Source organism: Saccharothrix sp. S26 (assembly GCF_021390395.1).
Classification (GTDB): Bacteria; Actinomycetota; Actinomycetes; order Mycobacteriales; family Pseudonocardiaceae; genus Actinosynnema.
Window position 1 is genome coordinate 243439 of the sequence record NZ_JAJUWT010000007.1, and the last position, 12299, is coordinate 255737.

16 protein-coding genes are annotated in these 12299 nt (G+C 73.3%); 9 read left to right on the forward strand and 7 right to left on the reverse strand.

The window, feature by feature from the left end:
- The first annotated feature begins 66 nt into the window (after window positions 1-66).
- Window positions 67-609, forward strand: coding sequence for a zf-TFIIB domain-containing protein (locus LZG04_RS13570; RefSeq protein WP_233816706.1), 543 nt, complete (start codon window positions 67-69; stop codon window positions 607-609).
- 94 nt (window positions 610-703) lie between these two features.
- On the opposite strand, the gene tgmC is transcribed toward LZG04_RS13570, so the two are convergent.
- Complete coding sequence (gene tgmC / locus LZG04_RS13575; protein ID WP_233816708.1) at window positions 704-1828, reverse strand: ATP-grasp peptide maturase system methyltransferase; 1125 nt, start codon at window positions 1826-1828, stop codon at window positions 704-706.
- Between the two features lie 112 nt (window positions 1829-1940).
- Between tgmC and LZG04_RS13580 the strand changes: the two genes are divergently transcribed.
- The 5 genes from LZG04_RS13580 (at window position 1941) to LZG04_RS13600 (ending at window position 4660) form a co-directional block, all read left to right on the forward strand.
- Entirely contained in the window at window positions 1941-2324 is a 384-nt protein-coding gene (locus LZG04_RS13580) for a helix-turn-helix domain-containing protein (RefSeq protein WP_233816710.1), read from the forward strand.
- Window positions 2325-2329: 5 nt separating this feature from the next.
- On the forward strand, window positions 2330-3028 hold the full coding sequence (locus LZG04_RS13585) for a hypothetical protein (protein WP_233816712.1): 699 nt from the start codon (window positions 2330-2332) through the stop codon (window positions 3026-3028).
- A gap of 115 nt (window positions 3029-3143) precedes the next feature.
- Entirely contained in the window at window positions 3144-3428 is a 285-nt protein-coding gene (locus LZG04_RS13590) for a DUF2516 family protein (protein WP_374202822.1), read from the forward strand.
- Complete coding sequence (locus tag LZG04_RS13595; RefSeq protein WP_233816714.1) at window positions 3422-4084, forward strand: alpha/beta fold hydrolase; 663 nt, start codon at window positions 3422-3424, stop codon at window positions 4082-4084. The genes LZG04_RS13590 and LZG04_RS13595 overlap by 7 nt, the downstream gene beginning before the upstream one ends.
- Before the next feature lie 9 nt (window positions 4085-4093).
- Window positions 4094-4660 carry a type 1 glutamine amidotransferase domain-containing protein gene (locus tag LZG04_RS13600; protein WP_233816716.1) on the forward strand — a complete coding sequence of 189 codons (567 nt, stop codon included), beginning with the start codon at window positions 4094-4096 and terminating at the stop codon, window positions 4658-4660.
- Between the two features lie 48 nt (window positions 4661-4708).
- Here the strand turns inward: LZG04_RS13600 and LZG04_RS13605 are convergent, their stop codons facing one another.
- The gene (locus LZG04_RS13605) at window positions 4709-5467 is read right to left on the reverse strand and encodes a MerR family transcriptional regulator (protein WP_233816718.1); all 759 of its coding nucleotides are present in this window, start codon (window positions 5465-5467) and stop codon (window positions 4709-4711) included.
- Window positions 5468-5538: 71 nt separating this feature from the next.
- Between LZG04_RS13605 and LZG04_RS13610 the strand changes: the two genes are divergently transcribed.
- Window positions 5539-6087 carry a YbaK/EbsC family protein gene (locus tag LZG04_RS13610; protein WP_233816720.1) on the forward strand — a complete coding sequence of 183 codons (549 nt, stop codon included), beginning with the start codon at window positions 5539-5541 and terminating at the stop codon, window positions 6085-6087.
- On the opposite strand, the gene LZG04_RS13615 is transcribed toward LZG04_RS13610, so the two are convergent.
- From LZG04_RS13615 to LZG04_RS13635, 5 genes are read right to left on the reverse strand one after another with little or no spacing between them, the layout of a single operon-like run.
- Window positions 6084-7166 carry an LOG family protein gene (locus tag LZG04_RS13615; RefSeq protein ID WP_233816722.1) on the reverse strand — a complete coding sequence of 361 codons (1083 nt, stop codon included), beginning with the start codon at window positions 7164-7166 and terminating at the stop codon, window positions 6084-6086. The two genes, LZG04_RS13610 and LZG04_RS13615, sit on opposite strands and share 4 nt — an antisense overlap.
- Before the next feature lie 44 nt (window positions 7167-7210).
- The gene (gene purU, locus LZG04_RS13620) at window positions 7211-8089 is read right to left on the reverse strand and encodes a formyltetrahydrofolate deformylase (protein WP_233816724.1); all 879 of its coding nucleotides are present in this window, start codon (window positions 8087-8089) and stop codon (window positions 7211-7213) included.
- A gap of 12 nt (window positions 8090-8101) precedes the next feature.
- The gene (locus LZG04_RS13625; RefSeq protein ID WP_233816726.1) at window positions 8102-8836 is read right to left on the reverse strand and encodes a maleylpyruvate isomerase family mycothiol-dependent enzyme; all 735 of its coding nucleotides are present in this window, start codon (window positions 8834-8836) and stop codon (window positions 8102-8104) included.
- Window positions 8837-8846: 10 nt separating this feature from the next.
- Window positions 8847-9650 (reverse strand): class I SAM-dependent methyltransferase, encoded by an 804-nt coding sequence (locus LZG04_RS13630; RefSeq protein WP_233816728.1) that lies wholly within the window; start codon window positions 9648-9650, stop codon window positions 8847-8849.
- Window positions 9629-10126 carry a DUF2505 domain-containing protein gene (locus tag LZG04_RS13635; RefSeq protein WP_233816731.1) on the reverse strand — a complete coding sequence of 166 codons (498 nt, stop codon included), beginning with the start codon at window positions 10124-10126 and terminating at the stop codon, window positions 9629-9631. The genes LZG04_RS13630 and LZG04_RS13635 overlap by 22 nt, the downstream gene beginning before the upstream one ends.
- Here LZG04_RS13635 and LZG04_RS13640 point away from each other — a divergent pair.
- Entirely contained in the window at window positions 10125-11234 is a 1110-nt protein-coding gene (locus LZG04_RS13640) for a UDP-N-acetylmuramate dehydrogenase (RefSeq protein ID WP_233816732.1), read from the forward strand. The two genes, LZG04_RS13635 and LZG04_RS13640, sit on opposite strands and share 2 nt — an antisense overlap.
- A gap of 102 nt (window positions 11235-11336) precedes the next feature.
- The gene (locus tag LZG04_RS13645; protein WP_233816735.1) at window positions 11337-12296 is read left to right on the forward strand and encodes a S1 family peptidase; all 960 of its coding nucleotides are present in this window, start codon (window positions 11337-11339) and stop codon (window positions 12294-12296) included.
- Window positions 12297-12299: the final 3 nt, after the last annotated feature.

The window sequence follows — 12299 nt, forward strand, 5'->3', positions numbered from 1 at the left end:
TCATGACTGACCGATCACTGTTGGTGGTGACACGGTCACCCCTGTGTCGTGCGTACCCTCGATGACGTGATCTGTCCGAAATGCCAGGACCTCATGCGGACCATCAGCCGTGGTTCCGTGCACATCGAGCAGTGCGAGAACTGCAAGGGCGTGTTCCTGGACGGCGGCGAGTTGGAGCAGATCATCGCCGCCGAGCGGGCCCACTACGCGCAGCCGTACCGGCCGGAGGGCGTGCCGGTGCCCATGACGCCGGTGCCCATGACCCCGGTGCCCATGACGCCCGTGCCGGTGGCCGCCGCCGATCCGACCGTGGCCGTGCCGGTCGAGGGGACGTCAGCCGAGAGGACGCCGGTCGAGGGCGAGCAGCCGCCACCCGCCGCAGTGCAACCCGCCGCCGTTCCGCCCGCCGCGGTGCCACCCGCGGCCGGCCCTCCTCCGCCCTACCAGCCGCCGCCCGGCGCACAGCCCGTCGGCCCACCGCCCCCGTACCAGCCGCCGCCGGGCACGGTGCCCGCCTCGCCGCCGCCGCAGGTGTACCCGGCCGGGTACTACGACCCGCACTACCCGCCGCGCCGCAGGCGCAGCTTCCTGGAGGAACTGCTCGACTGACCGGCCCGCCGCGTTCTGAGCGTTGAACTCGGGGGTCCTGAACGTAGGACACGCGCGTTCTGAACGTAGGACACGCGGGTGCTGGAGGTAGGACTCACGGGAGGGGCCAGGTCAGGGTGGTGCCGTCCAGGGCGAAGTGCTGCGAGGTCGGGGTCGCGGTGAAGGTGAACTGGTGGCGGCGCGGCCGGCCCAGCGCGCGCCACTGCCGGTAGGCGTCTTCGACGAGGTCCCAAAGAGCGCGGGGACCGCCCTGGTCCACGACCGCGCCCCGGTGCCGGACCCACGAGCCGTCGGCGTGCGCCAGGCGGACCGGGTCGCCCGCCACCGCCACCTCGGCCAGCGCCAGGCCGGCGAAGAACTCGAACGGGCTCGCCGGGTCCAGCGCGGTGCGCGAGGACAGCAGCGTCGTGCGGGACGTCGTCGGCTCCGCGGTCAGCGCCGCCGACAACGCCTCCTCGGCCCACGCCTGCCGGTGCGCGCGCAACGGCATGAACCGACCGTCCTCCACCAGCACGCGGCCGGTGGCCCGCCCGTCCCGCACGGTCAGCCGGACGAGACCCGCGCCGACGGGCCGGTTCAGCGTGGTCACGATCAGCCCGCCGGGCGCGGTCTGCTCCAGCCACGGCACGGGCACGCGTGACACCGCGCACGTGCCCAGCACCCGGTCGTAAGGGGCGCGCGACGGGTACCCGAGCGCGCCGTCGCCCGCGACGCACGTCGGGTGGTGACCGGCGGCGGTCAACCGCGCCTCGGCTCGCGCCAGCACGCCGGGGTCGACGTCGATCGAGGTCACCCGCTCTTCGCCGAGCGCGTGGCAGAGCAGGGCGGCGTTGTAGCCGGTGCCCGTGCCGATCTCCAGCACCCGGTCCCCCGGCGCGACGGCCAGGGCTTCCAGCATGATCGCCATGATCGTCGGCATGCTCGACGAACTGGTGGGTACCCCGGGCACGGCTCCCGTGGCGAGTGCTTGCTGCCACGCGCGGTCGTCGTTGTCGAGCTGCGTCACGCGGACCTCGTCGCGGTAGACCAGCGCGAGGTGGTCCGGGTGCTCGGCGGTCACCGGCGCCCAGGCGCCGTCCGGGCGCTGGACGAAGAACCCCGGCAGGAAGACGTGCCTCGGTACCTGGCGAAACGCCTCGACCCACCGCGGGTCGCGCAGCACGCGCGCGGCGACGAGCGACTCGGCCAGCCGTGCTCGCAGGTCCGCCGCGACGTCCACGTCGTCCACCGTAGCGCTGTGGGCGAGCACACGTGCCGGTCGCTAGCAGAGCGCTTGCAACAGCTAGCACCTCCGCGTACGGTCGGAAGCGGATCGAGGAGGTGCCGCGAAGTTGGACAAGTCCATCGACGAGGCGGTGGCCGATCTCGGCCGCGACATCGGCGAGTACATCCGCCAGCAGCGCAACACCGCGAAGATCTCGTTGCGGCAGCTGGCCAAGCTCGCCGGGGTCTCCAACCCGTACCTGAGCCAGATCGAACGCGGCCTGCGCAAGCCGAGCGCGGAGATCCTGCAGCAGATCGCCAAGGGGTTGAGGATCTCGGCCGAGGCGCTCTACGTCGAGGCCGGGATCCTGGAGCAGCGCGAGGGCGGCGCCCTCGCCGACGCCATCGTCACCGCTCCCGACCTGACCGAGCGGCAGAAACAGGTGTTGCTCGACGTCTACGAGTCGTTCCGGCGGGAGAACACCGCCACCAGGACCAAACCGGAGGACTGATCTCCATGCCGAACCTGCCCACCACCGAGGAACTGCGCAAGGCGGGCGAACAGGCCGTCGCCGCCGCCCGCACCCCGCTGCTGGCCGCCCTGGGCGCGGGTGACCTGGCCGCCAAGGCCGTCATCGAGGCGCTGAACAAGGCCCGCGAGCGCGCCGAGTCGGCGAAGAGCGCCGCCGAGACCGCCGACCTGAAGAAGGACCTGCGCGACCGGCTGGACCCGGCCGAGCTGCGCAAGGTCGTGGACGCCTACACGCAGTCCGCGCTGAACCTCTACCAGTTCCTCGCCCAGCACGGCGAGGAGGCGCTGGAGAAGCTGAAGAGCCAGCCGGGCCTGCAGAAGGCGCTGCACCAGGTCGAGGAGGCCGTCGAGACCGCGCAGAAGCGCACCGAGGCCGCCGCCGCCGACGCCCGCGTGCTGGCCGACGACGTGCTCGGCAAGGTCTCGCGCCGCACCCGCGCGGCCGGTGAGAAGGTTGCCGACGACCTGGACGACGCGAGCGAGAAGCTGGCCGAGACCGTGGTCGAGGTCGGCGGCGGGGTCGCCGCCGAGGTGCGCGAGACGACCCGCAAGGCCGCGCCGCGCAAGCCCGCCGCGACCAAGCAGGCCACCGCGGCCAAGCCGGTCGCCAAGCCCGCGACCCCGACCAAGACCGGGGCCACCCGTGCCACCACGGCGAAGAAGCCGGCCGACCCCACCGAGTGACCGTCGGTCACGGGGCGTCCCACCAGGGACGCCCCGTTTCGTCTGTACCGCGAGCGCGTCGCGCACGTAGGCTGGAGGAGTGTTGCCAACGTTCCCGCCCTTCAGTCCGCTCTACCTGGACTTCTGGGTCATGTTCGCGGTGTACTACGCCGCGCTGGTCATGGGCGTGTTCGCCTTCGCGCACGCGCTCTCGCAGCGCGCCGACGCCTACACGGCGGCGGAGCGCATGACCAAGCCCGCGTGGCTCGGCATCACCGGCGGCGGCGCGTTCGCGCTGCTGCTGTTCCACCCGTTCTCCGCCGGCGGCATGTTCTGGCTCGCCGGGCTGGTCGCGGTCACGGTGTACGTGGTCGACGTCCGGCCCCGGCTGATCGAGGTCCAGCGCGGCCCGCGGTGGTGACGCACCGGAGCTTCGGCTCCGGCGCGCCCGTCACGCTCGTCGGCCACGGCCTGGGCGCGACACCCGGTGAGGCCCGCCTGCCCGCCTCCGGCCTGCCGGGCACGAAAGTCGTGGTCACCCTCCCCTCGCACGGCGACGCGCCGGACGCGCCCGAGGGCTACTGGACCTACCGCCGCATCGCCGCCGACCTGCGCGCCGTCGCCCGCGAGACCGGCGCGACCCGGGCCCTCGGCGTGTCGCTGACGGCAGGCGCGCTGCTGGCCCTGCTCGCCGAGGAACCCGACGCGTTCGACCGGGTGGCCCTGCTGCTGCCCGCGGTGCTGGACGAGCCGCGCCGGATGCCGGGCCGCGAGGAGGCGATCACCGCCGTCGGCGGCCCGCCGGACTACCAGGCGCAACGGCGGCAGGCGTTCGCCCGGCTCGACGGCGCGCTCGCCGAGCTGCCCGGCCAGGTAGCGGTGCCCGACCGGGCGGTGTTGGCGCGCGTCACGGCACCGGTGCTGGTGATCGGCGCGACCGAGGACCCGCTGCACCCCGAGGACGTGGCCAAGCAGGTCGCGGCCGCGTTCCCGAACGGCAGGCTGGAGCTCGTGCCGTCGTGGTTGACCCACCGCGGTGAGGTCAGAAGGTGGTTGCTCGACTTCCTGCGCGGGTAGCCGAACCACATGGCCGAACAGAAGAGGATCGCATTCCTGGTTGACACGGAGGGCATCGAGCAGGTCGAGCTGACCGAGCCCTGGCAGCACGTGGAGAAGGCCGGTGCCGTGCCGAGGCTGCTCGCGCCCAAGCTGGGACAGGTGCAGGCGTACGACCACCTGACGCCGGCCGACACGTTCGACGTGGACGTGCCGTTCGCGCACGCCGACCCCATGGACTACGACGCCGTCGTGATCCCGGGCGGGGTGGCCAATTCGGACAACCTCCGCCTCGACCGCGACGCGGTGAGGTTCATCAAGCAGCACGTCGCCGCGGGCAAGCCGGTCGCGGCGATCTGCCACGGGCCGTGGTTGCTGGTGGAGGCCGACGTGGTGCGGGGCAAGATGCTGACCTCGTTCCCGAGCCTGGCCACCGACATCCGCAACGCGGGCGGCGACTGGTCGGACGAAGAGGTGCGGGTCTGCGACATGGCCGGGTGGACGCTGGTCACCAGCCGCAAGCCCGACGACCTGCCCGCGTTCAACCGCGAGGCGCTCAAGGCCTTCGGGCTCCACGACCTCCCCAGCGGGTCGTGACGAGCTCGGACCGGGGTCCACGGGGATGTGCACCTCCCCGTGGACCCGCTAGAGCCTGGCCGCCGCGTACGCCGCGATCGCGTCGCGGACGTACTCGGCGAACCCGTCGGCGTGCGCGTCGAACTGCGCCTTGAACTCCGGCGCGTCCACGTACAGCTGCCCCAGGCCGGTGTAGGACTCCCGGTCGGGCGTCCAGGCCCGCAGGATCCACCGGTGGTGCCGGTCGGTCACCTCCAGCGCCCGCGGCGCGTCGGCCGCGACACCGGCGTCGAACAACTCGGCGTAGGCCGCGACGACGGACTGCCACTCCGCCTTGAACTCGTCGGCGTCGGGCTTGCTCCAGCCCTTCATGCGGCGCTTGCTCTCGTCGACGTGCTGCTGGACCCCCTCGCCGTAGCGCCGCACCAGCTCCGCCTCGTAGCGGGCCTGGCGGTCCGCGTCGAGGCCGTCGAACAGCTCCTCCATCTTCATCTCTTCACCTCCTTCGAGCTCCTCGATCGTGCGGGAGACGGTCCGGGCCAGCTTCGCCAGCCGCTCCTGCTCGGCGGCCAGCCACCGCGCGTGGTCGCGCAGCACGTCGACCGCCCGGTGCCGCCCGTCCAGGACCTCCGCCACGGTGTCGAGGCCGAGCCCCAGGTCGCGCAGCAGCAGGATCCGCTGGAGCCGGTGCACCTGCTCCCGCTCGTAGTAGCGGTAGCCGTTGTCACCGACCCAGGCCGGTTCCAGCAGGCCGATCGCGTCGTAGTGCCGCAGCGTCCGCGACGTCACCTTCGACATCCGCGCCACCTGCGCGATCGACCAGGCCATGACCGTGCTCCCTCCCTGTGCCGACCACGGTAGGGGTTGACGCAACGTCAACGTCAAGCGCGGCCGGCAGGATGGTCGGTGTGTGGACCATCGCAGGAACCCTGACCCCGCTGCCCGCGCTGGACCGGCTGGACCTGGTGGCCGACCCGGTCGCCGCCGCGCTGCGGTCGATGGCCGACGGCGGCAGGCTCGCCGTCGCGGAGATCGACCCGGCGCTGGCGGACACGGCGGAGTTCTGCGTGCACTACGGCTCGCCGTTGGAGGCGTCGGCGAACTGCGTCGTCGTCGCGGGCAAGCGCGGCGACACCGTCCGGTACGCGGCGTGCGTCGTGCTGGCGACCACGCGCGCGGACGTCAACGGCGTGGTCCGGCGGCGGCTGGACGCGCGCAAGGCGTCGTTCGCGCCGATGGACGACGCGGTGACGCTCAGCGGCATGGAGTACGGCGGCATCACGCCGGTCGGCCTGCCCGCCGACTGGCCCGTGCTGCTGTCGCCGGAGGTCGCCGCCGCGCCGGAGCTGGTGATCGGCAGCGGCATCCGCGGCAGCAAGCTGCTCGTGCCCGGCGAGGTGCTGGCGAAGCTGCCCGGCGCGGAGGTGGTCGAGGGCCTGGCCCGCTAGGCGGCGTACTCGCGCAGGAACGCGACGGCCTCGTCGGCGTCGTCGGTGACCAGGATCCAGCGCTCGGCCTCACGACCGGCCGCCAGGCGCCGCACCAGCGGCGCGGCGGGCACCTCGTCGACCCAGAACCGCTCGCCCAGGAACACCATCGGCGCGGCCGGGCCGACCGAGCCGTAGTGGTTCTGGCAGTAGTCCTGGAAGACCTCCTGCACGGTGCCCGCGCTGCCCGGCGTGTAGATGATGCCGCCGGTCGCGACGGTGAGCAGGCCCTCTTCGCGCACCGAGTTGGCGAAGTACTTGGCGTGCAGCTCGCACGCCGGGTTCGGCGGCTCGTGGCCGTAGAACCAGGTCGGGATGCCGATCGTGCGCGGCCTGCCCGAACCCGACGGGTCGGAGCCGGGCAGGTCGGTCGGGCACGCGGCGATCCAGCGGCCGATGGACTCCGCGTCACCGCCGAACTTCGGGGCCTTCGCCAGGTCCTTCAACGTCGGCTCGTCCACGCCGACGCGCACGCCCAGCGGCACGGCCTCCATCACGCCCGGCCCGCCGCCGGTCAGCACGGTGAACCCGGCCTCGCCGAGCGCCGCGCCCAGCCCCACGGCCCGCCGGTAGCCGTCGGTGTCACGGCCCAGCGCGTGCCCGCCCATCACGGCGACCGGCCGTTCGGGCAGCGCGTCGGCCAACGCCTCGGTGATCGCGTGGTCGTGCAGGCGTTCGGCCAGGGCGTGCAGCGGGTCCGGGTTGTGCCCCCGGGCGCGGCTGTGCTGGTAGATCAGGGCGTCCGGGGTGTCGGCGTAGGTGACCGGGCGGTCGGGGTCGAACCCGGCGAACAGCTCGGCCGGCGTGTACAGCCGCGACCGGTACACGTCGTAGGGCAGGTCGGGGATGGCCGGGAACACCAGCGCCCCGGCCGCCGCAGCACGCCGCTGGGCCAGGGGCGAGAGCGTGCAGCCAAGGAACAGCGCGCCGTCCATCGGCACGCGCAGCTCCTCCTCGCCCAGGTCGAGCCCGACGAGGACGGCGTGCCTCAGCTCGGTCGCCGCGCGGACCTGCTCCAGGTCGGTGTACTCGGTGCGCACCGGCGCAGCCTACGTGCGCCGGATCCGCCCGGATCGGGGTTTCGTCAGAAGATGACGGTCTGGTTGCCGTGCACCAGGACGCGGTCCTCCAGGTGCCAGCGCAGGCCGCGCGCCAGCACGACCTTCTCGATGTCACGCCCCTTGCGCACCATGTCGTTGATCGAGTCGGTGTGGTCGACCCGGATCACGTCCTGCTCCACGATCGGCCCTTGGTCGAGGTCCGCGGTCACGTAGTGGCACGTGGCGCCGACCAGCTTCACGCCCCGGCTGTGCGCCTGGTGGTAGGGCCGCGCGCCCACGAACGACGGCAGGAAGCTGTGGTGGATGTTCAACGCCCGCCCGGCCCAGTCCGCGCACAGCTCCGCGGGCAGGATCTGCATGAACCGCGCCAGCACCACCGCGTGCGGCTGGTGGGCGTCGACGAGCTGCCGCAGCTGCGCGAACGCCGCCGCCTTGCCCTCCGGGTCGTTGGCCGGGAACGGCACGTGGTGGAACGGGATGCCGTGCGCGCGGGTGATCCCGGCCAGGTCGGCGTGGTTGCCGATGACCGCGGCCACGTCGACGTCCAGCTCGTGCGACGCCACCCGGCCCAGCAGGTCGTACAAGCAGTGCCCCTCCTTGGACACCAGGATCACCACCCGCCTGCGCTCGCCGGAGTCGGAGACGCGCCACGACCCGGGGTGCGCGCCCAGGTCCCGCGCCACCTCGGCGAACCGCGACCGCAGCTCGTCCACGTCGAACGGCAGCGAGTCCGCGCGCACCTCCTGGCGGGTGAAGAACCAGTTGGTGGTCGTGTCGGTGTGGTAGGCCGCCTCGACGATCCAGCCACCGTGCTCGGCCAGGAACGAGGAGATCCGCGCCACGATGCCGGTGCGGTCGGGGCAGCCGAAGGTGATCACGTAACGTCGTTCAGGCAGGGGCACGACCGGAAGTATCTACAATCGCGGCAGCCCGTCCAGCAGTGACCTGTCACCCGATGTGATGGCGCCGCTCGGCCGGCCCCAGACCGCCCGGTACAGCGCGTCGGCGGTGCCCGCCACGGTGGCGTCCTCGTCGGTCGCCGCACCGGTGATCGGCCCGACCTGCGGCGGCTCGCCGGGCGTGAGCCGCACCTCCCAGGCACGGCCCGCGTCGGCGGCGTGGAACAGCAGCCGGCCCGCGCGCTCGACCGGCTTGCGCTGGGCGGCGCGCACCAGCATCCGGGTCAGGAACTCGTCCACCCCGTCGGCCGCGAACTCGACGTCGAACAGCAGCGACGGCACGTCCGCGCCGTGCCGGGCGTGCTCGGCGTCCAGCCGGTGGATCGCGGTCTCGTGCGCCTGCCGGCGCGACCAGAAGGCGAAGGTCTTCGGCCCGGTGAACGTCCACGCGGGCGTGTTCGACGTGGTGTAGGCGAGGGCGTCGGCGAGCTCGGTGAACTTCTTGTCCCACCAGTCGAGCAGCTCGTCGAAGTCGGCGGGGCGGTCGTCGGGCTTGGGCCACTCGGCGTCCACCGGCGTGTGCAGGGCCCGCAACGCCCAGGAGTGCGTGCGCCCCAGGTGGTCGACGAGGTCGTGCACGGTCCACCCCGGACAGGTGGGCACGGGCGCGTCCGGTCCGGCGGCCACCGCGGCGGCGCGCAACGCGGCGTACTCGGTCCTCAGGTGCTGCACGAGATCGGCGTGGTCCACTCCGCACAGCCTAGGGACTCACGACCTCCCAGGGCACGGTGACCTCACCCAACCGCCACCGCTTGCGGTCGTCCAGCACGGGCCAGCCGCGTTCGGCCAGCAACCGCACCGACTCCACCCACCGGGCCCGCGGGCCGTAGGGCGCGAACGGCGCGCACGTCGCCCAGCACGCGTCCAGCTCGGCGAACAGGGCGTGCACCCGCTCACCGGGCACGTTGTGGTGGATCAACGCCTTCGGCAGCCGTTCGGCCAGGTCGCCGGGCGTCTCCAGGTCGGCGGGCAGGCACGACAGCGTGAACGTCCGCGGCCCGTCGGAGGTCAACGCCACCCAGCAGCAGCGGCGGCCGATCTCGTCGCACGTCCCCTCGACCAGCACGCCGCCGGGGGCGAGCCGGCCGACCATGGTGTCCCACGCCTCGGCGGCCTGCACCTCGGTGTACTGGCGCAGCACGTTGAACGCGCGCAGCAGCAGCGGGCGCGCGCCCGCCAGCTCGAACCCGCCGCGCCGGAAGTCCAGCAGCGGCGGGTCGGCGACCTCCTTGCCCGCGGCGACCCGGTCGGCGTCCAGCTCCAGGCCGAGGACGCGCACGTCCGGGTTGACCGCGCGCAGCCGGGCCGCCAGCTCGACGGTGGTGACCGGGGACGAGCCGTAGCCGAGGTCGACCACCAGCGGTTGCGGCCCGGCCAGCAGGTCGCGGTAGGTGTGCGCGACCCACCGGTCGACCCGGCGCAGGCGGTTCGGGTTGGTGGTGCCCCTCGTGGGCAGGCCGAGCGCGCGCGCCCGGCCCGCGGCTAGGCGCGGCGTGCGAGCCATTCGGCGGTGAACTCGGATTCCTTGTCGAGCAGGAGGGCGACCTGTTCGGCGATCATCGCCTCCAGCTTGCCGCCCATGATCGGGATGCCCACCTTGACCTGACCCGTGAGGGTGAGTTCGCTCCCACCCGCGGCGGTGTCGGCGAGCGTGATGGTGCCGTCCAGCTGGCCCGGCACGCCGTTCAGCGTCACCTCGACCGTGCCCGCGTACCCCGCCTCGGTCCACGACTCGGCGCGGTCGATGACCAGGTCGCCGCCGAGCAGGCCGCGCGCCACCGAGGGCAGCTTGTCCGCGGGCACGCCCTGCTTGAGCTGGTAGGACGTGCTCTGGTCGGTGGTGGTGAACGCGACCAGCTCCGGGTTGCTGCCACCCAGCTCGGCGAGCCGGTCGCGCAGGTACGTCTGGTCCACCAGCGCTGCGTACACGTCCCGCGCGGGCCAGCGGGACGTGGTTCGGTGCTCGATGCGGCGTGCCATGTCGCGGAGGCTACCGTTCTCCGTCGTGACCACCCCGCCCTCCAGTGCCCGTGTGCCGCTGGCCGAGTGCACCACGCTGCGGCTCGGTGGCCCCGCGACGAGGTTCACGCGCGCCACCACAGCCGCCGAACTGGTCGAGACCGTGCGTTCGCTGGACGCCGACGGCGAGCCGTTGCTGCTGCTCGGCGGCGGTTCGAACCTGGTCGTGTCGGACGCGGGCTTCCCCGGCACGGTGGTGGCGGTCGGCACGTCCGGCCGCCGGCTCGACCCGTTGGGCGACGGCCTCGTGCAGCTGACCGTGGAGGCGGGCGAGGACTGGGACTCGGTCGTCGCGGAGGCCGTGGCGCAGGGGCTGGGCGGGCTGGAGTGTCTGTCCGGCATCCCCGGGCTGGTCGGGGCGACGCCGGTGCAGAACGTCGGCGCGTACGGCGTCGAGGTGGCGCAGGTGCTGACGTCGGTGGACCTGCTGGACCGGCGCACGGGTCGGGTGCACCAGGTGCCCGCGGAGGGCCTGGGGCTGGCGTACCGCACGAGCGTGCTGAAGGGCACCGACCACGCGGTGGTGCTGCGGGCGCGGTTCGCGTTGACCGCGGGCGGGCAGTCCGCGCCGATCCGCTACGCCGAGCTGGCCCGCGTGCTGGGTGTCGCGCCGGGCGAGCGGGTGCCCGCGGACGCGGCCCGCAAGGCGGTGCTGGAACTGCGGCGCGGCAAGGGCATGGTGCTCGACGCGACCGACCACGACACGTGGAGCGCGGGCTCGTTCTTCACCAACCCGATGCTGGACGACTCGACGCTGGCCGGGGTGCTGATCCGGATCGCGGAGCGGCTGGGGCCGCACGTGGACGTGCCGACGTACCCGGCGGGTGCCGGGCACTCGAAGCTGTCGGCGGCGTGGCTGATCGAGCGGGCCGGGTTCGGGCGCGGCCACCGGGGGCCCGGCGGCCGGGTGGCGCTGTCGAGCAAGCACACGTTGGCGCTGACCAACCGGGGCGGGGCGTCGACGGAGGACCTGCTGGAGCTGGCGCGCGAGGTGCGCGACGGGGTGCGGGCGGCGTTCGGGGTGGAGCTGCACCCGGAACCGGTGCTGGTGGGCTGCGACCTCGGCTGAGGCGGTGGCCGGAGGTGTTTGACCGGCCGAACGGGTGACGCCGTGTGACGAATCCTCACTCCGCGCGTTTCATGGAGGTAGAGGCACCCGTTGGAGGTCGTCATGGCCTACCCCGACGATCGCGCGGCCGTCAGGCCGATCAAGAAGCTGGTTGAGGACGACTTCCTGAGCCGGCCCGGTGTGGTGGGTGTCGACCTCGGCGAGAAGACCGTCGGCGGCCGGGTGACCGGTGAGCTGGCGATCGTCGTGTTCGTCCGCCGCAAGGGGCCCGCCGCGCAGTTCGGCATCCCGCCGGACGTGCTCGGCGTGCCGACCGACGTGGTCGAGGACACGTTCTGGCCGCACCACACCATCGCCTCGCCGGAGGGCGTGAGCGGGGCGGAGCGGCACGAGTCGCTGGCGGGCGGCATCGGGATCGGGCCGAGCCGGGCGGTGCGGCTGGTGCCGCCGGACGTCGCGGAGGTCGACGACTACGTGGTGGCCGGGACGCTCGGCGCGCTGGTCCGGCCGCGCCGCAGGCATGCGGTGATGGCGTTGACGTCGTTCCACGTGGCGTGCGTGGACGACGCGTGGGCGGTCGGCGACCCGATGGTGCACCCGTCGCGGGTCGACGGAGGGCACCCCGTGCACGACCGGGTCGGCGCGTTGGCGCGGGCGGCGTTGTCGTCGCGGGTGGACGCGGCCGCGATCATGCTGACCACCCCGCGCGCCCGGCCCGAGGTGGTCGGGTTGGGTCCGGTCACGGGTCGGGCGTTGGCGCGGGTGGGCGACCGGGTGCGCAAGCGCGGGCGGACGACGGCGGTCACGGAGGGGGTCGTCGCGTCCACGGACGCGGCGATCACGCTGGACTTCGGGGTAGGGCTGGGCGTGCGGACGCTGCACGACCAGATCCGGATCGAGACGCCCCGGTTCGCCGACCACGGCGACTCGGGCGCGGTGCTGCTGGACGACGCGAACCGGGTGGTCGGGCTGTACTGCGGCGGGAGCCCGGACCGGGGGTTCGCCAACCCCATCGGCCCGGTGCTCGACCAGTTGGACGTGGAGCTGATCACGTCCGGTTGATCA